General features: G+C 37.1%; 27 protein-coding genes. All 27 read right to left on the reverse strand.

Translation table 11 applies throughout. The features are described from left to right. Nucleotides 1-24 precede the first annotated feature (24 nt). The 27 genes from GQ593_RS01535 to GQ593_RS01665 all read right to left on the reverse strand — a co-directional run bounded on the left by GQ593_RS01535 (nt 25) and on the right by GQ593_RS01665 (nt 19,996). The gene (locus GQ593_RS01535) at nt 25-588 is read right to left on the reverse strand and encodes a phage baseplate assembly protein V (RefSeq protein WP_202115331.1); all 564 of its coding nucleotides are present in this window, start codon (nt 586-588) and stop codon (nt 25-27) included. Further along, nucleotides 588-1,661, reverse strand: a complete 1,074-nt coding sequence (locus GQ593_RS01540) for a phage baseplate assembly protein (RefSeq protein WP_160430310.1) — start codon at nt 1,659-1,661, stop codon at nt 588-590. Before GQ593_RS01540 ends, GQ593_RS01535 begins: the two co-directional genes overlap by 1 nt. Further along, nucleotides 1,658-3,028, reverse strand: coding sequence for a DNA circularization protein (locus GQ593_RS01545; RefSeq protein WP_160430311.1), 1,371 nt, complete (start codon nt 3,026-3,028; stop codon nt 1,658-1,660). Before GQ593_RS01545 ends, GQ593_RS01540 begins: the two co-directional genes overlap by 4 nt. Next, nucleotides 3,028-5,085, reverse strand: coding sequence for a phage tail tape measure protein (locus GQ593_RS01550; RefSeq protein WP_160430312.1), 2,058 nt, complete (start codon nt 5,083-5,085; stop codon nt 3,028-3,030). The genes GQ593_RS01545 and GQ593_RS01550 overlap by 1 nt, the downstream gene beginning before the upstream one ends. A gap of 149 nt (nt 5,086-5,234) precedes the next feature. Further along, complete coding sequence (locus GQ593_RS01555; protein WP_160430313.1) at nt 5,235-5,534, reverse strand: phage tail assembly protein; 300 nt, start codon at nt 5,532-5,534, stop codon at nt 5,235-5,237. Continuing rightward, nucleotides 5,534-5,896: a phage tail tube protein gene (locus tag GQ593_RS01560; RefSeq protein ID WP_160430314.1), complete on the reverse strand. Its 363-nt coding sequence runs from the start codon at nt 5,894-5,896 to the stop codon at nt 5,534-5,536. Before GQ593_RS01560 ends, GQ593_RS01555 begins: the two co-directional genes overlap by 1 nt. Further along, nucleotides 5,896-7,395 carry a phage tail sheath subtilisin-like domain-containing protein gene (locus tag GQ593_RS01565; RefSeq protein ID WP_160430315.1) on the reverse strand — a complete coding sequence of 500 codons (1,500 nt, stop codon included), beginning with the start codon at nt 7,393-7,395 and terminating at the stop codon, nt 5,896-5,898. The genes GQ593_RS01560 and GQ593_RS01565 overlap by 1 nt, the downstream gene beginning before the upstream one ends. A gap of 6 nt (nt 7,396-7,401) precedes the next feature. Further along, nucleotides 7,402-7,569 carry a DUF2635 domain-containing protein gene (locus tag GQ593_RS01570; RefSeq protein ID WP_160430316.1) on the reverse strand — a complete coding sequence of 56 codons (168 nt, stop codon included), beginning with the start codon at nt 7,567-7,569 and terminating at the stop codon, nt 7,402-7,404. Continuing rightward, nucleotides 7,559-8,140 carry a phage tail terminator protein gene (locus tag GQ593_RS01575; protein WP_160430317.1) on the reverse strand — a complete coding sequence of 194 codons (582 nt, stop codon included), beginning with the start codon at nt 8,138-8,140 and terminating at the stop codon, nt 7,559-7,561. Before GQ593_RS01575 ends, GQ593_RS01570 begins: the two co-directional genes overlap by 11 nt. Then, nucleotides 8,137-8,637: a hypothetical protein gene (locus GQ593_RS01580; RefSeq protein ID WP_160430318.1), complete on the reverse strand. Its 501-nt coding sequence runs from the start codon at nt 8,635-8,637 to the stop codon at nt 8,137-8,139. The genes GQ593_RS01575 and GQ593_RS01580 overlap by 4 nt, the downstream gene beginning before the upstream one ends. Further along, the gene (locus GQ593_RS01585; RefSeq protein WP_086365949.1) at nt 8,630-8,965 is read right to left on the reverse strand and encodes a head-tail adaptor protein; all 336 of its coding nucleotides are present in this window, start codon (nt 8,963-8,965) and stop codon (nt 8,630-8,632) included. Before GQ593_RS01585 ends, GQ593_RS01580 begins: the two co-directional genes overlap by 8 nt. A gap of 5 nt (nt 8,966-8,970) precedes the next feature. Continuing rightward, complete coding sequence (locus GQ593_RS01590) at nt 8,971-9,303, reverse strand: head-tail connector protein (protein ID WP_160430319.1); 333 nt, start codon at nt 9,301-9,303, stop codon at nt 8,971-8,973. 13 nt (nt 9,304-9,316) lie between these two features. After that, entirely contained in the window at nt 9,317-9,847 is a 531-nt protein-coding gene (locus GQ593_RS01595) for an Ig-like domain-containing protein (protein ID WP_160430320.1), read from the reverse strand. Between the two features lie 78 nt (nt 9,848-9,925). After that, nucleotides 9,926-11,197: a phage major capsid protein gene (locus GQ593_RS01600; protein WP_160430321.1), complete on the reverse strand. Its 1,272-nt coding sequence runs from the start codon at nt 11,195-11,197 to the stop codon at nt 9,926-9,928. 61 nt (nt 11,198-11,258) lie between these two features. Next, nucleotides 11,259-12,191: a S49 family peptidase gene (locus GQ593_RS01605; RefSeq protein ID WP_160430322.1), complete on the reverse strand. Its 933-nt coding sequence runs from the start codon at nt 12,189-12,191 to the stop codon at nt 11,259-11,261. Continuing rightward, on the reverse strand, nt 12,179-13,432 hold the full coding sequence (locus GQ593_RS01610; RefSeq protein WP_160430323.1) for a phage portal protein: 1,254 nt from the start codon (nt 13,430-13,432) through the stop codon (nt 12,179-12,181). The genes GQ593_RS01605 and GQ593_RS01610 overlap by 13 nt, the downstream gene beginning before the upstream one ends. A 2-nt stretch (nt 13,433-13,434) precedes the next feature. Continuing rightward, nucleotides 13,435-13,614 carry a hypothetical protein gene (locus tag GQ593_RS01615; RefSeq protein WP_160430324.1) on the reverse strand — a complete coding sequence of 60 codons (180 nt, stop codon included), beginning with the start codon at nt 13,612-13,614 and terminating at the stop codon, nt 13,435-13,437. Continuing rightward, entirely contained in the window at nt 13,608-15,332 is a 1,725-nt protein-coding gene (locus tag GQ593_RS01620; protein WP_160430325.1) for a terminase large subunit, read from the reverse strand. The genes GQ593_RS01615 and GQ593_RS01620 overlap by 7 nt, the downstream gene beginning before the upstream one ends. Before the next feature lie 2 nt (nt 15,333-15,334). After that, the gene (locus GQ593_RS01625; protein ID WP_160430326.1) at nt 15,335-15,820 is read right to left on the reverse strand and encodes a phage terminase small subunit P27 family; all 486 of its coding nucleotides are present in this window, start codon (nt 15,818-15,820) and stop codon (nt 15,335-15,337) included. A gap of 94 nt (nt 15,821-15,914) precedes the next feature. Next, a complete protein-coding gene (locus GQ593_RS01630) occupies nt 15,915-16,277 on the reverse strand; it encodes an HNH endonuclease (RefSeq protein ID WP_160430327.1) in 363 nt (120 codons plus the stop codon). A 200-nt stretch (nt 16,278-16,477) separates the two neighbouring features. Continuing rightward, the gene (locus tag GQ593_RS01635) at nt 16,478-16,849 is read right to left on the reverse strand and encodes a hypothetical protein (protein WP_160430328.1); all 372 of its coding nucleotides are present in this window, start codon (nt 16,847-16,849) and stop codon (nt 16,478-16,480) included. Continuing rightward, nucleotides 16,821-17,087, reverse strand: a complete 267-nt coding sequence (locus GQ593_RS01640; protein ID WP_160430329.1) for a hypothetical protein — start codon at nt 17,085-17,087, stop codon at nt 16,821-16,823. Before GQ593_RS01640 ends, GQ593_RS01635 begins: the two co-directional genes overlap by 29 nt. Beyond that, nucleotides 17,053-17,418 (reverse strand): hypothetical protein, encoded by a 366-nt coding sequence (locus GQ593_RS01645; protein WP_160430330.1) that lies wholly within the window; start codon nt 17,416-17,418, stop codon nt 17,053-17,055. Before GQ593_RS01645 ends, GQ593_RS01640 begins: the two co-directional genes overlap by 35 nt. 2 nt (nt 17,419-17,420) lie before the next feature. Beyond that, the gene (locus GQ593_RS01650) at nt 17,421-17,861 is read right to left on the reverse strand and encodes a lysozyme (RefSeq protein ID WP_160430331.1); all 441 of its coding nucleotides are present in this window, start codon (nt 17,859-17,861) and stop codon (nt 17,421-17,423) included. Next, nucleotides 17,845-18,204: a phage holin family protein gene (locus GQ593_RS01655; protein ID WP_160430332.1), complete on the reverse strand. Its 360-nt coding sequence runs from the start codon at nt 18,202-18,204 to the stop codon at nt 17,845-17,847. Before GQ593_RS01655 ends, GQ593_RS01650 begins: the two co-directional genes overlap by 17 nt. Beyond that, nucleotides 18,204-18,596: a putative holin gene (locus GQ593_RS01660; protein WP_160430333.1), complete on the reverse strand. Its 393-nt coding sequence runs from the start codon at nt 18,594-18,596 to the stop codon at nt 18,204-18,206. Before GQ593_RS01660 ends, GQ593_RS01655 begins: the two co-directional genes overlap by 1 nt. Before the next feature lie 254 nt (nt 18,597-18,850). Next, complete coding sequence (locus GQ593_RS01665) at nt 18,851-19,996, reverse strand: DUF1133 family protein (protein WP_160430334.1); 1,146 nt, start codon at nt 19,994-19,996, stop codon at nt 18,851-18,853. Between the last annotated feature and the right edge of the window lie 43 nt (nt 19,997-20,039).

The raw sequence follows: 20,039 nt of genomic DNA on the forward strand, positions 1-20,039 counted from the left end.
ACGGTTTATGTAATGAAGTGAGAATTATTCTAATAATTGATTAGGAGTTTGTGTGACCGAGTTTGTTTCGTTATGCGTATGACCATTATAAATAGTTCTGATGTTTGAAATAGTGCTAGTTTTATCTTCTATTTCCCCAGACGATTTTAATAATGGTGTATTAAACTGTGTTCCTGATGATGCGTTAACTATTAAGTTTTTTGTATTTAACTCTATTGCATCATCAGCATTCACAATAAATTTTTTTGTTTTTACATTGATTTCATTATTGCGATTAAAAATAATGTAATCACCTTCATCTGTATAAATAGCAACTTCACCCTGCTTTAGTGACGTAATACGGTAACGACGATCCCCTGCGGCAAGAATCACACCATGCGATTTATCGCCGTCTAAGAATAGCGCCACTGCTTCTGCACCATCCAATGGTCTTGATGTGAACCCGTATGGCTCGATATGCTCGACATCACTTTTTTGTTCACCGCCCGACATTTTGATTTGCAACGTCTGGCATTTGCTTGCGCTATTACTGAATGTGATATAGCCCCGAGATACAAGGTTCATTATTTTATTTAAAACTTTACGCATTAAAATACCTCGCCATCGGCTTTCTTACCTTTTTTCTTCTTGGTTTTCTTCTTATCAGGCAAATAGGCTTCAACGGGTCCTACTTTTAATTCACATAACGTTCCACGACTGCTTAAGCTGTATTTAACTTCGGCAATAACCAGTTTTTCATTATCATAACCCAGTAGCGGATCATCAACGACAACCATTTGATTCGGTTTCCATAACGTTCCATCACCTTGCCGCCAACCTTGAACCGTGTATGTAACTTCTCTGGTTTTGCTTGCTCTCAGCACTTTTTCCATTTCACAGCGTTCTTGGCAAGTACCGTTATTCGAATCGCCAGACTGTTTAATGATTAGAGGGCGGTATCTTAAGATCCCTTCATCTTTAGATGTGGATCTAACTGATGCTAGTGTTGCTTCACCAAAGTTTTCATCATCACCAACACCTTGCCCTGAGACAAAGTAATCTGAATACCGATCTTTGATACTCTTTTCAGTATCCGCAGACAAAATATTAGCCCCTAAAACCAATGCTGTTTTTGCCTCATCTGAACCAATGTCACCAATTATTACTTGCCCTTGCTCATCATCGAATACAACTATTTGTTGCATGCCCATTATTTTACTAATGACATCAAAAACGGTATCCCCTTGGTCCGCTTGAATACTAACGGAACCTGCATCACTGCCTTGATTAATAACATTCAGTTTGAATGGTTTAACCAAATCTTGAATAACTTTAATAGTTGAACTACCGCTATATTGTTTGGGTACCGCACTACAATCAACACAATCAGCCGTTTTACTTCTACCGACAATGCCCATTGATAGCGATCCTGCATCGTACCGAATCGGCAACGCTTCAACATACCCTGTTAAAACCACGTCATCATCGATATACACTTCAACTAAATCACCATTTTTAACATCAATTTTCGTCTCTGAATCCTCGCCTGATGATGGCCATTGTCGAGTAATGGTGACATTAAAATCACGGGCTAGCCGTTCAATACCGGCCGAAATACTCACATCAGTCCAACCCCCGAAGTACTTACGGTTAACTTTCAAAAAAACTTTATTTTGATTCATGGTTTTGGTACTCGCAGCTCTTTTACAGGAATAAAACCAGGATGAAGAATATTGTTGCGAATCGATATATCATCACAACGTGTAGCATTGTTATAAAGATAGTGAGCTAAAACTAAATCGGGCAATACTTCATTAGGAATATAGACAATTGTTTTTTCTATTTTGATTAAGCGTGCATTGATATCTTGGTTAACCGCAGCCTTTAATTTTACTAGCGCAATGTATAAACCATCATGCTCGGTTCGTGACAATTCTTTATCAAAGGATTCATTAATGGATTCTTTGATATCCAGTAAATCATCAAATGAAATTGTATTACTTTTTTCAATTGTTGATGATGTTGATACGGGAGTGTTTGTTATGTTAGCCGTTGAATGATGAGTTGGTAACGTATGATCTTGGTCAAAAGAATGCTCTTTTTTACCTTTTGTTGATTCTAATGCCACAGGAGCAAAAGCTTGCTTCCTTTTATCTTCAACCTGTTTCGGTAGTGATGCGATTATTCGTGATGCTTCTGTTAGAGCGGTTACTCGAATAGCAGTATTAATTAAGTTTTGATTTTTCTTTCTTTTTTTAGTTGATTTGCTATCCGTTGACCAAATAGCACCGGGTAAAATGCTTTTTATAAACGATATACCGTTAAACACCTTTACCCTTGCTATCAACCCATTTATAGAATTGGAAAATTTTGTCGCACTCTTCCAAACATTTTTGATTGAATTAATAATGGATGAACCACCCGCACCGAGAATTGGCGACAGGTCACCATTTAGGATTTTAACCGCATCATTAACATATGGAGTTATCGCATTATAAGCATCAGCGATGTCATTTAAAATTGACATGGTGTCATCAAGAATACTGTGCTGTACAAAATCGGGCGCATCGATTAAGTCAAAATCTTCAAACGCATCTAATAGAGCCTGATCTACATTATCTGCATTTTCATCAACTACATCATCAGTAGCAACAGAGGAATCGGGGAATAATAACTCACCAGCTTCGACAAATGAAAATGAAATAACACTCATTCGACCGTTTTCAACGGAGTTGCTGACTGTTGCTGTACCCACAATATTAACATTAAGTTCGCCAAGAATAGGATGTATTAATGTTCCTGCTCCCTCTTCTTCAATTGCTTCTACCAGTTTTTCAGCTTGTTCTTTGTGATCGTCACCAACAACAAATGCGTCAATTTTATTTTTACGTGCTGAACGTCCCAGATCTTCGGTATAGGGTACATCTCTAAAAGGGTATTCGTGCGTTTGATTGCGCCGTCCAAACTCTGATGATGTACCGCTAACTTGAAACGGTACACCTCGAAAACTGGCCGGCAATAAATTATTTAACCAATTCATGAAGTTCATCAGTTTGCCCCTATAGCATATGGATTCCAGCCAACATCAGCTTTAGTGTTAAAACCAGATGCTTGTTTTGTCTCTTTTACTACTGTGCCATTCGGTGCATTCTCAAACTTAACAACAAGTTCGCCTTTACTGTTGCGATTTACATTATTATTTGAAAAGTTGTTTAGTGGCATTTGTGGTGCTTGATAATATGGATAGGTGACCATTGGTTTCGCCATTTCTTTCGGTAAATTTGCTGTATCAATCTTAACTTTTACTTCCTTTTCATCATCACCGAAAATATAGTCCCACGCATCTAGTAGCGGTTGGATGCCTGACTTAACGTTATCCCACAAGTTTTTAAAGAAATTCTGAACACTTTCCCACACTTTGGGTATAGCTTCACCCGCATTTTTAAAAGGTTCGATAAAGACATCAAAAATGGGCATTACGTATGGCTGGATAAACTCCCATAACTCACTAAAAAACTTAATAACAGCATTCCAACCTTCTTCAATTAGTGCCGCTCCAGCTTTAAATCCGTCAATAAAGACATCAAAAATAGGCATGACATAAGGTTTAATTACCCCCCACAACCATTGAAAGAACTTAACTATATCATCCCAGTATGTAATGATTAACACTGCGGCGATAGCAATGCCCGCCATAATAAGCCCGATTGGATTCATGGCCATCACAGCGTTCAAAGCTATTGACGCTATGCGCACAATTTTAAAAGCTTTTGATAAGGCTATTTGTGCAAATGAAAATAATTTTGTGGCAAAAGTAACACCTTTCAATATGCCATTGAAAATGGTGATCCCCGTTGATAATGAACCTACAATAAAGTTCACACCAGCACACGCAATCCGTAATCCAATTAACCCCGCAACCGCCATCGCCGCCATTTTCACTAGCTCCGGGTTTTCTTGGATGAAATGACCGAATGAAACCACTAATGGTTTTAGTCCAACTAATAATTCTGCGAAAGATGGTAGTAATGAATCACCAATTGATAGGCTAACATCGGTAAGAGCATTGTTAAATGATTGTAATTTGCCTGCAGTTGTGTTTGAACGGGATTCATATTCATTCTGCATTGACCCAGCATACTGAGATGCGTCACCCACCTGATCAAAGTTCTTTTTTAATAACTCCATATTGTTGAGTAATGGCGATATTGCAGCAACACTTTCTTTTCCAAACAACACTGTTAATGCCGCTGCACGTCTATCAGCCGACACCTTACCTAATGACTCTAACACAGACATGATTGTCCCTTGTGCGTCTTTTTGCATCCCTTTTGCTATTTGGGTTGATGTGAATCCAAGTTGTTGAAATGCCTTTTGTTGTTTCGCTGTCGCTGCTTTACCTGATGTTAGCGTCAGCATAAAGTTTTTAATACCTGTAGCCGCTTGATCGGTATTGGTACCCGTTGCAATAATTGTTGAACTTAATGCCGCTAATTTATCAGCACTAACCCCTGATTGTGCGGCAAGCGTACCCATTCGTGTAACTACATCTGAAATTTCCTTTGCTTTCGCATTCTGGCTATTACCTAATAAGTTAATCTTATCAGATAATTCAACTACTTCACTTTGAGTCAGTTTTAAAGCAGTTCGCCATGTTGACATTGTACTGCCTGCTTCTTCGGCTGTGGTATCAAACGCAATACCCATTTTTACGGCATCTTCGGCAAATCGTAGCAAATCATCCTTTGGGATATTTGCCTGACCACCCTCTGCAACGATAGAGGCGATATCTTTAGCCGCCATTGGTAAGCGTAATGACATTTCACGAATATCTTGCCCCATTTGTTTAAATTGCTCAGGCGTATCAAAGTCAACGACTTTCCTAATGTCAGCCATTTTTTCTTCATACCCCATTGCATCTTTCACCCCTTTTACAAACGGCGCAGAGATAGTTAGCCCAGTTACTGCATCTTTTAAACCAAGTTTGCCAAAACCTGATTTGTTCATGCTTTTTTGGAACTTTTCAAGTTTGCCTTTCATTGTATTTAATTGAGGTGACAGCTTATCAACACATGTCACCACTGCTTTTAAGTTAAAGCCTGCCATTTATGATTCCTTGCTATTTTCTATGCGATTTGCTTGTTCACATAATTCAAAAACTTCGGATAGTGAACGTTCTTCTATGATATAAAAAGGGGAGAGTTGCCAGTACTTGGCAAGGTCAAAACAAAGGTTTACAAGATATTCGATTGTAATTATTCCGCTGTCGCCTGTTCCTCCGCTGTATTCTCCACCTTCTCCTTTGGGCCGAAGAACATCATAATTTCACTCGTAATCATTAAAAAATCATAGGGTGTAAGTTGCTCAACGGAGCTTGGCGTAACGTTACCTAGCGCAACAATGTAATCGGCCACTTTTTTAGGGTCACCAATCATTTGGTTATCAAATGGGAAGCCTAATTTTTTGATATCTTTGACTGTTGGTTCTTTTAATTCCAGTACATGCAGCTCATTGCCGTGTGCCATAATCGGCTGTGATAATTTAATTTCTTTCATTATTGATAAAACCCTTCTTCACCGTGAAATTCGATTTCTGCTGTACCTTCTTCGGCATTGTGATTAACTTCACCTTCAACCCAAGCATTAGATAAAACGTAAACCTTACCGTTGGCTAATTCTGCGGTAACGGTCATTGAGTCACTCGACATTAATTTGTCGATTGGAAAATCACTTGGTACTTTAAAAGTCCCTTTAATGTAGGGAGCACGGAATGTTTCTTTGTAGTGAACGCTATTATCTAACCCCAAAATACTTTCTTTAACGTTAGTATTCATCGGGACTTCAATACCGCCCGTTAATGATAGTTGGTTGGAATCAACTTTAATATAAGTTGTTCCAGCGATACGTCGTTGTGTCATTAGTTTTTCTCCTCTTGATATTGCAATCTAAACTGTGCTAACACAGCAAAAACGCGTAGTTGATTAACGAGATCGGGTGGGAATAACACATCCAATCGATTTGGGTCGTTCACATTTCGTTCAACAATTAAGTTCTTCTTGAATACATCAAAATTTTCAACTAAGCCTAATAATTCTAGTTGACGATAAGTGGCGTTGATTTCCGCCTTAGCTACTGCTGGTGTAATAATTGCCTGTCCAGCACCAAACCGAGTGCCATCATTTGCCAATTTATGCCGCGGGTATTTAGATGTGATCACACTACGTAATTTACGTAATACATAAGCGAGTGTATGAAGTGTTTCACTATCTAAATAACTATTATCGGCTACACCGTAACTGTTACGTTGATATGTGGTGATATCTCGCTGAATTAATAAATTACCGCTAGAAGCATATGCTGTCGCAATGCCGTGGTTTAATAATGATTGTTGCTCTGTTAGTGTAAACTGATTGCTATCAGATGCTGGCAATGCACCATTTAATAATCCAGTTTGCGTTGGGCGAGCAGGATCATTACGAATAAAAATAGCGTTTCGCGCTGTTCGCATCGCAATTAATTCATCAATCCCCGTTTGAATGGTTTTCTCATAACCTGCAACGGTAATATGTTGGTAATTTAATTTATCGCCAAACTCTATAAGTTCGGATAAATCACCTTTTTTAGCGGTATAAGCATGTCCATACAATTGGCGCGCATAGCTCCAACGCCCTGTAGTATCATCCATTTCATGATTAAATGTTGCCAAAGATGATAAGTCATTAAATGGGAATGCGATAAAATCAAGTAGTTTGTCACCCATAGCGGCAATAACTGGCGTTAAATCTGGAGTGCCAGTTCCACCATGCATTTGAGTGATAACAATATTTAAACCGTCTGGGGTTTCTTCTCCGCCGATTGTGCCATAGTAGTTAAAGCACAGAGGAATATCATTACCACTCAATCCTTTGTGTTTAGCTGTTAGCGTTATTGTGCTATTCGTCACGGTTGCGGTAACGGGTAAATCAGGATGAGCATTAATCGCATTATGTAAACCGTTTGCTATGCTTTCTGCAGTATCAGAAACGGTTACTCTCGATTGAATTTTACTGTTACCGATATAGAGACTTAATGTGCCTGTTTGTTCTGCTGTGCCCGATATTTGAATAGTACCAGATGCATTCGAGCCAGCAGTGGGTTCATCTACTGCAATCACAAAAAGTTCGCCAAAATTATCGATATTGCGATAGGATTCAACCATTCTAGATAATTGACTGCCTCGGCCTGCGAGTTTTTTTGCTTGATCTACAGACGACATAATAATGAGCTTATTACGTTCAATGGTACTATCCGCTAGCGGATAAGCAATAATTAATGAAGCACCACTATCTTGGATTGTATTCGCTGCAGATGAATCCACTTCCGCATAAAATAGAGGGACTTTTATATTGTTAGGAATATTGTTAAAACTAATTGTCATTTTTAGCTACCTTTTTTCTTGTTTTACTTTGATGTTTGTGACTTCTTCAACATCATTATTTGTTAGTCGTCTAGCCCAGTATTGGTTAAACTCAACATTACGTCCGTCTACTGGTAAATAATCTCCGTTATCGGGGTCATATATCTGCTTGCCCCTCACTGGTTTAATTATCATTATTGCCCTCATAGATATTATTGTGTTCAAAATTAACGGTTACTAATGAATCAGTATCTTTTAAAGCCCCTGACAATGTGTCGAACTTGCCTATATTTAATGGGTTATAATTTTCTTTTGGATTTAAATCGAAATATTGTCGAGTATCCTCAAACCCAACTTCCCGCAGTGCGCTAAAATTAAATTGATAAAAAATTCTCCCTCGGTCCAAATCAAGTAAATCACCACCATCATATTGAATAGGATAATGCGCGGGCGAAGGTTCATAACCAAGCAATGCTCGCCAAAGTTCGGTTTTTATGTTTTCGATAATGTCGTATGCTTCGTGTTGACCCCGTTCATCCAACGGTTTTAATACAACAATAACCCCAAATCCCTCTGTCACATCCTGCCAATAATCAGTTTGTGATTTATTATCATCTACTCTGTCATCAAGCGGTACAACGTAAGCTGCAGGTAATTTCAAAAATGCGGCATCTTTAATAGCTGAAAATTCAGCAGCACCACCTACGCGACCTTCAAAACTTGGACTTAATTGTCGTAAAGCCTGAACAATATTTGATAATTTCATTGTTTAACCTGCTTCATAGCGTTAACGAGTTCTTTGGCTAATGTATATTTACTCCACGATGATTCTTTATTTAACGCATCAATCATAAAGTTTTTACGTGGTACAATGCGCCAAGGCGTTCCACCTGATGCTCCTTTTTTATGGCTTTTCCCTCGTTTGGCATTACGCCTAACGCCATAAAATAAAAATGCTGGATAATACGGACCCATTAGCTTTTCCATGTTACTGCCTCCTTTAACGTTCGGCATCACAATAACCATGAGTCCAGGTCGCCATGATGTTGGCCTTGGAACTTTATAACCGATTGAACGACTCAGCTTACCACTTCGATATCCCGGATATTCGCCACTTTTTGAAACCTGTTTTTTACTGACTAATGCGCGTGATGTTGCTTGAATTTTTCGACCGATTTTGACGAATGTTTTACGCACCTTTTTTCTATCCAGCTCAGCCACTTCGGTTACTTTAAAATCAACATGAACGTTGTAATCATTCATCTGCGCCAATCTCCTCACATTCAATTAGCAAAAAACTGGTAGACTCCTCTATTTCTCTTACTCTTTTGATCCTATAAATTTTATTTTTAAAAACAATTTCATTGTCCGTTGTTAAACATTTGTCATCTCGACGTCTAATAATCACATAATGAGTAATTGTGTTATCTATTTGTGAAGAATTTAAATACGTTGATGATTTTGAATGAACAATTTTCGCAAAAGTATGGAATCTATTAACATGAGTTTTTTGCAAATCATAAGCGTGAACAGGTATATCTTCCCGTGTTCGCACCAATATGTATTTTGTTAATTCACCTGAATGGATCATTTTGGTTAGCCTATAAAGTGTTCTCGATACGGAAACAATAAAACGTCCACAGCCATAGGTAATTTATTAACATTATTCCCAACTGAAATAATGCCTCTATTTTCAAACCAATGAGTAACAATTAAATAAACAGCTTGACGCAAAGATTCATCAAAATAGATTACTTTTTTTGAGCCACATTCAGATATTTGTTCTGATGATGTTACTATTTTAGAATTTAGCTCATTTTCAATATGCTTATGGGCTGCTTGAATATAAGATTTAATTAATTTGTCATGAATTGTTAAGTCATTATCTATAGATAGGTGTTGCTTCATTATTTCTAAGTCAACAATCATATTGAAGCCTCAATTATTTTTTATAACGCTTGGCTACATTCCGTGTTTCAACTAATTCTTTTGCATAACTAGCTTCAAAACCCGCAATATCACCACGTGAATAACGACTAAAAGGACAAATGAATTCAACAATAACTTTAGTATCGTTTTTAGCACATTTTTGCTGTTGCTGTGTTTTTTTATCATCAGGCGGTAACGGCGGCAAATCTGGACTTTTTTCTTCAATATATTTCAATTCAATTGAATTTTGATTAACCACATCATTCACGCTAAAGCTAAATGTTTCTGCACCAACATTAGTTGTTGAAACTGTGCATGTATATGTACCGTCGTCATTGCTTGTTAGTGCAGACAAAATACTTTTACTTTCAGAAATTAACGCTACTTTATATTCACTAGACAGATTTTTAATATCATTACCTTCTGAGTCCTTTAATTGTATTGTAATAACAGCTTGATCTGTCCCATTTGCTAAGATTTGCTCTTTGTTTATCGATAATACAGATAATTGTGCATCAGCAACTAAGGTTTTAGTTTTGCTCATAATATTCTCCTAAAAATAAAACCATCGATATTGATGGCTTTATTATTGATATGTTTTAATTAGACAAAATCACCTAAATTAGAAAGTAACTTTCGATCCGAATGACAACCCTTCTGGATGACGGAATCCGATATCATGTTCGGTAACAACACGAATTAAAGACTGATTACGTGCAAAAGCAGAAACCTGATTACCGTTTGCATCGATATATGTTGCTTCTCGTGAATAGTCAATTGTCATATTGCCATCTTCACCAATTACGACATCATTGAAATCAGCAAAATAAATTTCGGTTTCATTTGAGCTAGCACCTAAATTCGATGGAATGGCATTTGTATGCTCAATTGGATAGCCTTTCAGCATCCCCTGCGCCATTTCTGGATAAACTTTATTGCCATTACCATCACGAAGTCCATATAGATACATCCATGTTCGAGGCGACATTGCCCAGCCACATGCAATCATCAAGCTGTTTGACTCCATCAGTTTTAAAATCAATGAGTCTAAATATTTATCAACTTCATTCAAATTCACAGCCCCCGACCAATCAACATTACGTAAATTATCCAAAGCTGTGGCTTTAAACCCTTTTGGCGTATTATTACTACCATCATCACGTAAAAAGGCTTTATCTTCACGCACTGCAATTGCTGACAGCACATCAGCTAATACCATTTGTTCAACATTGAAACCTGCTCGACCAATTAATTGGTTAGACATCGGCACTAGCGCAATCATTGTTTTAGCCGCTAATTTAACATCGTCAAATGTTGACTCCGTGGCTTTTGCTTCATTACCTTCGCCAACATAGGACGCTGTTGCACCACCAGACATACGAGGCAAACTCAAATTACCATTTGGTAATGGAATTGAACGCGCCCCCAGTTTTCGAACTACAGTGCGATCACGTAAAAGCTCAATAACTTCGCTATATAAATTTTGCGGAATTAATGCACCACCCGATGCCTGTGTAGTACTAATTGCCATTGAAACACCTTTGTCACCGATTTCTGTTTCGGCAAATTTTGCAGCATCTTGAAGATTACCTTTACCTGCAGCGATAGACATGGCAATTCTAGCCAACCCAGCACCAGGATATTGTTTAAGATCTTGCTTAACAACTACTGCTGGAGCATTAACTGCACTGACTGGTTGTGCAATAGCTGCTTGCATTTTTTCTGCTTTTTCAAGTTGTTCTATTTGTGCTGTAACTTCATCAAATTCGTTACAAAGTTGTGTGAACTGAGTAGATTCATCACTCGTTAAACCCGCTTCTGACTTTTTAGCTAAAGCTTGCACTTTATCATTTACTTCTGAACGTTTTCTTCGTAATTCTAGAATTTTAGACATGTTTTCACCTTGTTTAGATATAAAAAAAGCGACCGAAGTCGCTTGATGAGAGTAAAAATTATTAAATTCGTGATGCGTGATCAATTGCCTGTGCACGAATCTTAATGTTATTTTGAGCTTTTGCTTGTTGTTGATACTGTGATGCAATTAAATTAATTGCGTTTTGCGGTGTTTGTAATTCATCAGCTAATCCGACACTTATTGCTTCATTACCGAAATAACATCTTGCTTGTGTATTGATAATCGTTTGAACATCAACACCTCTATATTTAGCAACTGATTCAGTAAATAATTTATACATCCAGTCAAGCTGTGCGTTAAGAAATTCCAGAGCATGATCGCTTAATGGCTCATGAATTGAACCTGCATTTTTATAATCACCTCGATAGAGTGTTGTAAATTTAACACCTTCATTTTCTTCCAGCTTTGACATTTCCATATGTTCTAGAATTACACCAATTGATCCAACTCCTGATGTTTCACTGATAATAATTTTAGAACATGCCGAAGCAATGAAATAAGCAGCAGAAAAAGCGCAATAATTAACAATAGCCGTTATTGGTTTTATTTCTCTTGCTTGAAAAATAAAATCAGCCAGCTCTTTACAACCTGTTGCGGATCCACCTCCAGAATTTATATCAAGCACAATTTCCTTTATTGATGCATCATTTAGTGCTTGATTGATATCAGTATGTAATTTCTCATAGCTAACAAGCTCAGTGCAGGCGGCATTGATTGAACCCCGACGTGTAGTTAACAAACCGTGGATAGGGATAACTTTAACAGGGCTAGCGGTGCTTGTCACAGCAGTTGCTTCAACATCATTCGTGCTTAAATTGATTTTATTCAATTCAAGATCTGATAATGTCAATGAACCACTTAGCATCCGCGGAACAACAACCGCTTTTACTGCGTTCAATGTTTGCGGTGTTGCATAATGAGGAACTCCAAAAACTTGATTTGCTAGATGAGGATAATTAATTAATTTCGGCATAGTATTGTCTCTATTTCTTTTATTTGAGATGGCGTTGCTTTTTTAATTCCTGTTAACATTGATGTATCAACCATATTCAATGGTGTTAAATAAGTATCGCCGCCAGATATTGGGGTTAGGTTTTCCATTCTTCGGATATCATTGACAGATAACCACCCCCATTGACGCCCGATTGCATACGATTCATACCGTGCCTTTTGATCGCCTCTAAGCAATCCCGACACGTTAAATTCAATATATAAATCTTTACGTTCTGACGGTAATAATAAATCACGCATCATTGCTGCCTCGTGACGTTTTAACCACGGCAATAAAGTATAAATAACAAACTGTAACCCTTGATGCTCAATATTGCTAAATGTAGCTTTATCAAGCGATTGAATCATATGAGGCGGAACTTTATATAATCGGCAGACTTCAATCACGCCATATTGGCGGCTTTCTAGTAGTTGTGCCTTTTCGTTGTCCATAGCTAATTGCTTATAAGTCATGCCCTCTTGTAACAAAGCAACTGAGAATGCATTGCGGATACCACTGTGTTTTTCTCTCCATTTATTTAAAATAGCATCAACTTTTTCTTGAGATTCAATTGGTTTAACATCACTAGGTCGTTCAATTACACCGCTCATTGTTGTACCGTTGGCAAACACTTGTGATGCATGCTGATCAACGGCAATACTTAAACCGATAACATCCGCATTAGTTTGTAGCGGTGAAACACCCACAAAGCCATCAAATGAAAATGCTTTAACATGATGTATCATATGCATAGGTACAATTTCATTGTGATCTAAAAGGTTGTAATAAGGTAATCCATCAGGACCTTTTAAAACTTGAATTTTTTTAGGATTTACAGGGATTAACTCTGTTACATAACCGCGTCCATCACGCTCTATTAATGAATAACTATTTCCATCAACACCCAGATAGCCCTGTTTTTGTTCATTGAATTCAAAAATAGTGTCTTTTTTATTTGGCTGGTTATGAATTAAATCATATAAAGGGTGATCTGTTGCTCGTTCTCGCTGTCCATTTTTACCACGGCGATATAGTTCACAGGGCAACTGTGCTACAGACTCGGCTAAAAGAGTAACACACGCCTGAACTGCGCTTTGTGCAAATGCTGTTTCACGATTTACCATTACCCCTGCCGAGCTTGATTTTCCAGAAATAGAGCTAATCCAACGCCAAGCTCCGCTCTGTTGAATTTTATGCCCTTTGAACATTGAGGGAGTAAACATTATTAACCTTCTTTATTTTCAATTTGTTGTGAGTTAGCAATCACCTTTGAAGCAAAATATGACCACAGGATAAAAATACAACCTGCAGTAATAAAACCACATGCGGGCAATATCAGCCACGCTCCATAAGAGACTAAAACAACTCCAAGAATACCAATGAAAAAAATAATTATGTTTAGCATAAGACATCCGTTTTTTCGTAAATTGAATCTTCATCATCTTGTTCAGATAAAATAATTCGACCAATAGCCATTATTAATGCTACCGCTCCATCAATTTTGTTTTCATTCCGCTCTTTTATCGGTCGCACAACATCATCATTACCTGGTGCGTTTTTTCCAACAACGTTACTAATACACCACGTTAAAATAGGGTTACCGTCGTGATGAAATCTGCCCGATTGAATGGCCGCTTCCAATTCTTTCATTGGATCACTTAAATTAGTAAAGTTTTGAATAATTGTGACTGGGTTTAATCCCTCGTCAGCTAAATGGTGTGACAGGTTTGTAGCTCCATGTGGATCTATCGCTGAAACTGTAACTGGATTATCTTTGTTGGACTCAATAGCGTCATGTAATATTTCACGATAATCAATTTCGGCACCATCAGTAACATCTAGATGCCCAGTATTAATCCATTTTTGAAAGCGTTCTGCTGTTTTTCTATCTTCGACATCAGCACCGTAAACAGTATCATAGGGCACCCAAAACTTTGGAGAAATACAATAATAATGGCGTTTACCATCAAGAATTCGGTGAAATAGCCTAACGCCACTGTTCATATCCAATTTTCTGGCCAAATCATATCCACGTATTACTGATTGCCCCTCAAATTGCTCTAACGATAAACTTTTATCTTCGCAGCTTGCCCAACTGATCATATTAAAAAATGCTGATTTTGCTGAAACCCACACATTTAAATGTTTAGTCTTAAACGTATTGGCCAATCTTGCATTATTAATTGCTCTTTGTTGTTGGCTTAATAAAAAGTCACGATAAACAGAAATACCTATATTGGGATTTGCTTTTTCAAGTGCGGCAGGATCTGTCCAGTCATCGCCTTCGTCAATCGTGTAAATAATGCCAAACAGTTCATCATTCGGAACCGTTCCATTTAGCATATCAATCACTTCTCGACGCTTGTCATAACAAGGACCTTCAATGTTATAACCTGCGGTTGTAATCGCCCACATCAACGGCTGTTTACGTGCCCCCATACCTGTTAGCATTGTTGTGTAAAGTGAATCCGTATCATGTTCATGATATTCATCAACAATTGCACAACTCGGAGAAGCACCATCACCAGGATTACCGATCAATGGTTCAAAGCGAGCACCGTCTGCAATTCGACTAAGATTAGACGCATTCACGTTTATACCAAATGCTTCACAAAGAAGAGGGGTTCGTTTGCACATTAATCGAGCTGGGCGAAAAACTTCCCACGCTTGTTTTTCAGTTGTGGCACCAGAATAAACTTCTGCACCAAATTCATTATCCGCAGTAAAGCAGTATAACCCCGCTCCTGCTGAAATTGCCGACTTCCCGTTTTTACGGGGAATTTCAGTGTACACTTCACGAAATCGACGTAAATTTGTTTTTTTATGAACCCATCCGAATACACAACAAAATATAAATAATTGCCACGGCTCTAATGTGATCGGCATTCGTTTAAATGCCCATTCGCCTTTCGTGTGTGGCAATAATTGAATAAATCTACATACTTTTTCCGCAAGATCTTTATTAAATTTATATTTAAACGACTTATTTTTTTCTTGTTCTAAATCATCTAAATGTCTTTGGCATGCGTCAATTACATATTTACACGCAATAATTTTCCCTTTAACAATATCTCTTGCATATTGATTTGCAGCATTAACATTTTTATATGATTTTTTGGCCATAACTATAAATTACTAAATGGGTTATTTGATTTTTCTTTAGTCGCTAAACCAATCAATCTTTGACGGCTACTAGGATCTAAACCAAGCAATGCACCAGTTGTGTTCATTTCAGATTCTTGTTCTTTTTTGGCAGTTAACTCAGGATTTTTTACTGGTCCACCAGTTGCACCGATCACGGTATTACCCTGCCGAGCAATATTAATTACAGCCCTCCGCCAAAATTCATATGCGACACACCAACGCTCAAGAATACTCAAATCGGTTACACACAATAGTCCCTCGGCACACAGCTCTTTTGCTGTTAGCTCCCACATTAGTATTGCGAGTTGTAAATCAGCTTCTACGAACCATTCTGGAGGGCTAACGCCCACAATCGGAGTGAATGTTGGCTCATATTTGTTGAGTTTTCGTTTACCAGGATTATTAGTAAGTTTTTTTATTGCGACTGGTTTTGGCTTACGTCCTGACCGTCCGCTTGCTCCAGCCATAACATCTCCAATTTAAAGTTCATTTTTCGCGGTTGTAAAAATTTGACTAGGGGGGCGGTACTCAGGAAGAAAAGCTACAGAGATTTGATCCCCCCTACCTAAGCCGCTCTCTTGCTGTTTTCTTGTCATGACAGTGCTTATTAATTGCACGCAGATTACTTAGATCATCTGTTCCGCCATGTGCTTTTGCAATGATGTGATCGACATGAGTAGCTTCTTTAACTAAGCCTAAACCCCTACATTCATCACACTGACAAATATATTTATCACGTTGCAAGACTTGCTTTCTTAGCTTGTCCCAAGATGATCCATAACCTCGCTCATGTCTAGAGCGACCTTTTTGGTACCTAGCCCAACTGTTTTCCGTTGGTTTGTGACTTGTACAATAACCTGACGCATCAGTTGTAACCCTTGGGCAACCTTGTTTTCTACACGCTTTTGGTGTGCGAGCTGGCATATTAACTCCAAATTAGACAAACCAATTATGTTGAGAACAGTAACGTTTTCCTTGTGATGTTTTGTTCTTACATCCCTTCTTATTACAAACAGACCAATCCATTTGACGTTTTATTTTATTCACCTTGATCATGTATAAATGTTTATCACAATAACCACTTGCTGAATACGCACAAACACAACAGCCTTTTGCTTTACATCTCACCTCAACACCTCAATCTCGACACCATTAGAGTTTGTTATAAAGACGCTTTCACCTTCATAAATAAACAAATATGAAAGTTCCTCTTTATCATTTTGATCATCTGTTGATAAACAAACTAATCCTATGATCATCGTATTATCATTAATGCAACGAGGAAGAACAAAAACCTTACTATCATCGCGATAAACGCCTTTTTCAATTTCAGTAGCTCTCCCATAACAAATCATATGCTCTGGTCTTTCATACCCCTTTTTTTTGGCCTCGGCAATTGTTGAATCAAACATTAACTGACCAGGTCTAGCTATCACTACTGAATCACATTCGCTAATAATTGTGTTGTTATTTGTGTTTATCTTTACTGTTTGCATTATTTTCACCAATCACTTTTTCGTAAATAGTTATACATGAGTTAGCACGATTCCGCTCTTTTTCACCCCATGTTTTATATTCATTCATTAATTTAAGCGCATCTTTCCACTTAACAAGATTTTGCTCTGTTATTACAGGTTCAGGATTTTGTTTCGAAATGTTATCCGATAATGGAACGTAAGTTGGAGTTACATATTCAATTCTAGTTTGTTGAGAACAACCTGCGGCGGACATCATCAGCAATATTACGATTGCTACACTCGTCACTTTTAAGTAATGCATCCATATCTTTCTGTAATACATCATATTCACCCTGTAACTGCTCGTTTAAGTTCATATAAAGATTTGTTTCTTGCACAACTGTTTCGATTGAACTTTTTGTCAGTTCGCGCTGATATTCCAACTTACCAACATACTCTTTCTCTCGCTTCAAATCTTCTTGAGCGTAAATCAATTGTATTTTTGCAATTTTGCCCTTTAAGCGTTCAGAGTTATAAACCCAAAATCCATTGCTTGAAATTAACAACACAATCAGAACAAAGATCATTATTGCTATTTTTTTATTCATGATTACGCTCTATCAAATAACTCTTTTTCAGCTTGGCGACGTTGAGTCAAACCAAGGCTCGGTTTTTTAACGCCATTTACCCTGATTTTGTTCCACACCAAAAATTGATTAGATGCCCCTGAATAATCCCCTGCATTTAATTTTCTTAATAATGTTGAACCAGTAAATGCAGTAATGCCAATATTAAAAATCAACAAAATTAGAGCATCAAATTGATTTTGATTGATCGGTACCTTAACTAATTTATTCACTGCATTTTCAAACTGAACTAAATCACCCGTTAGGAAAATTTCAGCTTGCCCGATTGTTATTTTATCGCCCTCTTTTACTCCCGTAGTATGACCCCAACCGATAGTCCAAACACCCGCTGAGCATTGGTATGCTATTAACCGTAATCCCTCAAACGACTTTAATTTAGATTTTCCATTAATGCTTATTTTCATTCTTCCTCCTAAAATTAAATATCCTTGGCCATGTTGCATTTTTAAATGCGCCAACAACATTACCGTTGTGTGCCAATAAAACAGCCAGAATAAAACTTCTACCTAATATTTCCGTAAGATCAATTATTTTAGGTTGACCTATAAATACCAGGATTGGATCGGAAATCATTGCAAGCATTAATGAATAAGCCAACAGAGACGGAAAGAATCTAAACTTTGACTTACCTCGTCTATAACAAAACAGCACACCTGCAGATGATAAACTCAACAAAACCACGACCCATTTAAGAAGTGGTTGCACAGAGTTCATATCGAAGTTAAATAAACTAGCTAATAGATACATTAATCATCCCTCCTACTATTATTGGAGAGCCATTTTATAATTGAACTAAAAATAGATTTTTCGACATCTCTATTCTCTAAAAAATACACTAGCACTTTTACAATAAATGCGGATGACAACAATGCACCTAATGACTGATCAACAGTTAACTGAACAAATGGGACCAATGCAGCTATAATTTTCCCAACCGCGTTAGATGTCGTGATACCAAGAAAAAATGACAAAATAAAATACAACCACCGCCGACTCAAACTAATATTATGACTAGATGTCATATATAGTGTTGCACCGGCAAATGAACTAATTATTACTGGATATGCGTCAGATCCAGACACAACACCAATAGCGCACATTACCGCTAAAAATGCTGATGTAGTGGCTGGCTCTTGCATGTTTTTACCCTTTTAATTTAAATGTTTAATAAGTGAGTATAATGAACGAACATGTTCCAAATAAAGAAAGGTGGCGAGTTGCAGCGATATAAACACTGTGGAGCTAATGTGGAGTAATAGCGTTTATATCTCTCGCCATATTTTAGACAATAAAAAACCCCAACTTGTTAAGCTGAGGTTATTTATAGAATTCCTGTGGAATATATCACAAATATACTACCTTATAACTTTTTTTGCAATATTTTTTTATTTTTTTATTTATCTATTTGATTTAATTCATATTGAATAGACGCGTAAAGTTTTTCTTTAATAAAAGATAAGCACCAATGCACACGATCTCTACATTGCTTAACTGTTAGATTATAATCAGTTATTTTTAATATATATTGAGATATTGCAGTCATGCTATACCCATAAACATAATAATAAACAGCAATTCTAATTAATGGATTTTGTACACCAAAAGTTTTTATAAGCATTCTATCAACAAAACTTGCTTCTTCATTTGTGCATTCAGCATAACTTCCATGTCGTAATGAAGCCAAAATATCTGTTGCTTTTTTTACAAGATCTTCTCCTGAATACCCTTTATTATATAACTTTTCAAAAATTTCAACGACCTTACAATGATGAATGGTCCTATAGCCATCAACTGATGCCATCATCCTAGCGATAGGATTTGTGTTATTTTGCTTATCTATTCCTGAGTATGCCCATGCCCCCCAACCACACATCATTCTTTCAATGAATATAGTTTGGTATTTATCTAGAGGTTCTGTTTTACCTAATTGAAGTTTTCGTTTTAATTGAGATATGGTTCTAATTTTATCATTTGTAAAAACTCGTTTATTTGTCGATTTGGAAAAAAAGTCATTACTAAACCGCTTTAGAAATTGATTCACTGCTTTTATTGCTTTAGATCTTTCACTATATCGACCTAGATAATAAGGCTGCCCCAGATGTTGAACTGTTGCAACCCATTTTTTATCAGATTTAGCAAAATGAACACATCTCGCTCCTGAAGCGTTAACTTTTTTACTTAATCTTAAGTTATGAGAATTATCCAGTGGTGTTTCTTCTATTCTTAAATTGCCAAACCGATTATCTGCGATGTTGCCATTGATATGCTCAATATTTTTTCTTGCCCATTTACCTGTCATATAAAACCACGCTAATCTATGAGCTTGATAACGACGGCCATTAACACAAATAATTAAATAACCTTTATCATTGAACGAGCCTTTTATATATAGCCCCGAATTATAACGACTAGTAAAAACACCTGTATCAGGATTATATTTCAATGCGTCCTTTATTCTTTTATGTTGAATTGCTGTTGGCGACATATCTTGAACAGGATATTCAAAAGATATAAGTGACTTTCGATAAGTTTTTGGCATGTAACGACATCTCCATTCTTAAATTAGAAAGGATTTACACAAT

It is taken from the genome of Gilliamella sp. Pas-s25 (genome assembly GCF_009795885.1).
Classification (GTDB): domain Bacteria; phylum Pseudomonadota; class Gammaproteobacteria; order Enterobacterales; family Orbaceae; genus Gilliamella.

Excerpts from the sequence above, each read along its gene's own strand:
- GQ593_RS01535 (WP_202115331.1), bottom strand. The coding sequence starts at position 588 with ATGCGTAAAGTTTTAAATAAAATAATGAACCTTGTATCTCGGGGCTAT.
- GQ593_RS01540 (WP_160430310.1), bottom strand. The coding sequence starts at position 1,661 with ATGAATCAAAATAAAGTTTTTTTGAAAGTTAACCGTAAGTACTTCGGG.
- GQ593_RS01545 (WP_160430311.1), bottom strand. The coding sequence starts at position 3,028 with ATGAACTTCATGAATTGGTTAAATAATTTATTGCCGGCCAGTTTTCGA.
- GQ593_RS01550 (WP_160430312.1), bottom strand. The coding sequence starts at position 5,085 with ATGGCAGGCTTTAACTTAAAAGCAGTGGTGACATGTGTTGATAAGCTG.
- GQ593_RS01555 (WP_160430313.1), bottom strand. The coding sequence starts at position 5,534 with ATGAAAGAAATTAAATTATCACAGCCGATTATGGCACACGGCAATGAG.
- GQ593_RS01560 (WP_160430314.1), bottom strand. The coding sequence starts at position 5,896 with ATGACACAACGACGTATCGCTGGAACAACTTATATTAAAGTTGATTCC.
- GQ593_RS01565 (WP_160430315.1), bottom strand. The coding sequence starts at position 7,395 with ATGACAATTAGTTTTAACAATATTCCTAACAATATAAAAGTCCCTCTA.
- GQ593_RS01570 (WP_160430316.1), bottom strand. The coding sequence starts at position 7,569 with ATGATAATTAAACCAGTGAGGGGCAAGCAGATATATGACCCCGATAAC.
- GQ593_RS01575 (WP_160430317.1), bottom strand. The coding sequence starts at position 8,140 with ATGAAATTATCAAATATTGTTCAGGCTTTACGACAATTAAGTCCAAGT.
- GQ593_RS01580 (WP_160430318.1), bottom strand. The coding sequence starts at position 8,637 with ATGAATGATTACAACGTTCATGTTGATTTTAAAGTAACCGAAGTGGCT.
- GQ593_RS01585 (WP_086365949.1), bottom strand. The coding sequence starts at position 8,965 with ATGATCCATTCAGGTGAATTAACAAAATACATATTGGTGCGAACACGG.
- GQ593_RS01590 (WP_160430319.1), bottom strand. The coding sequence starts at position 9,303 with ATGATTGTTGACTTAGAAATAATGAAGCAACACCTATCTATAGATAAT.
- GQ593_RS01595 (WP_160430320.1), bottom strand. The coding sequence starts at position 9,847 with ATGAGCAAAACTAAAACCTTAGTTGCTGATGCACAATTATCTGTATTA.
- GQ593_RS01600 (WP_160430321.1), bottom strand. The coding sequence starts at position 11,197 with ATGTCTAAAATTCTAGAATTACGAAGAAAACGTTCAGAAGTAAATGAT.
- GQ593_RS01605 (WP_160430322.1), bottom strand. The coding sequence starts at position 12,191 with ATGCCGAAATTAATTAATTATCCTCATCTAGCAAATCAAGTTTTTGGA.
- GQ593_RS01610 (WP_160430323.1), bottom strand. The coding sequence starts at position 13,432 with ATGTTTACTCCCTCAATGTTCAAAGGGCATAAAATTCAACAGAGCGGA.
- GQ593_RS01615 (WP_160430324.1), bottom strand. The coding sequence starts at position 13,614 with ATGCTAAACATAATTATTTTTTTCATTGGTATTCTTGGAGTTGTTTTA.
- GQ593_RS01620 (WP_160430325.1), bottom strand. The coding sequence starts at position 15,332 with ATGGCCAAAAAATCATATAAAAATGTTAATGCTGCAAATCAATATGCA.
- GQ593_RS01625 (WP_160430326.1), bottom strand. The coding sequence starts at position 15,820 with ATGGCTGGAGCAAGCGGACGGTCAGGACGTAAGCCAAAACCAGTCGCA.
- GQ593_RS01630 (WP_160430327.1), bottom strand. The coding sequence starts at position 16,277 with ATGCCAGCTCGCACACCAAAAGCGTGTAGAAAACAAGGTTGCCCAAGG.
- GQ593_RS01635 (WP_160430328.1), bottom strand. The coding sequence starts at position 16,849 with ATGCAAACAGTAAAGATAAACACAAATAACAACACAATTATTAGCGAA.
- GQ593_RS01640 (WP_160430329.1), bottom strand. The coding sequence starts at position 17,087 with ATGATGTCCGCCGCAGGTTGTTCTCAACAAACTAGAATTGAATATGTA.
- GQ593_RS01645 (WP_160430330.1), bottom strand. The coding sequence starts at position 17,418 with ATGAATAAAAAAATAGCAATAATGATCTTTGTTCTGATTGTGTTGTTA.
- GQ593_RS01650 (WP_160430331.1), bottom strand. The coding sequence starts at position 17,861 with ATGAAAATAAGCATTAATGGAAAATCTAAATTAAAGTCGTTTGAGGGA.
- GQ593_RS01655 (WP_160430332.1), bottom strand. The coding sequence starts at position 18,204 with ATGTATCTATTAGCTAGTTTATTTAACTTCGATATGAACTCTGTGCAA.
- GQ593_RS01660 (WP_160430333.1), bottom strand. The coding sequence starts at position 18,596 with ATGCAAGAGCCAGCCACTACATCAGCATTTTTAGCGGTAATGTGCGCT.
- GQ593_RS01665 (WP_160430334.1), bottom strand. The coding sequence starts at position 19,996 with ATGCCAAAAACTTATCGAAAGTCACTTATATCTTTTGAATATCCTGTT.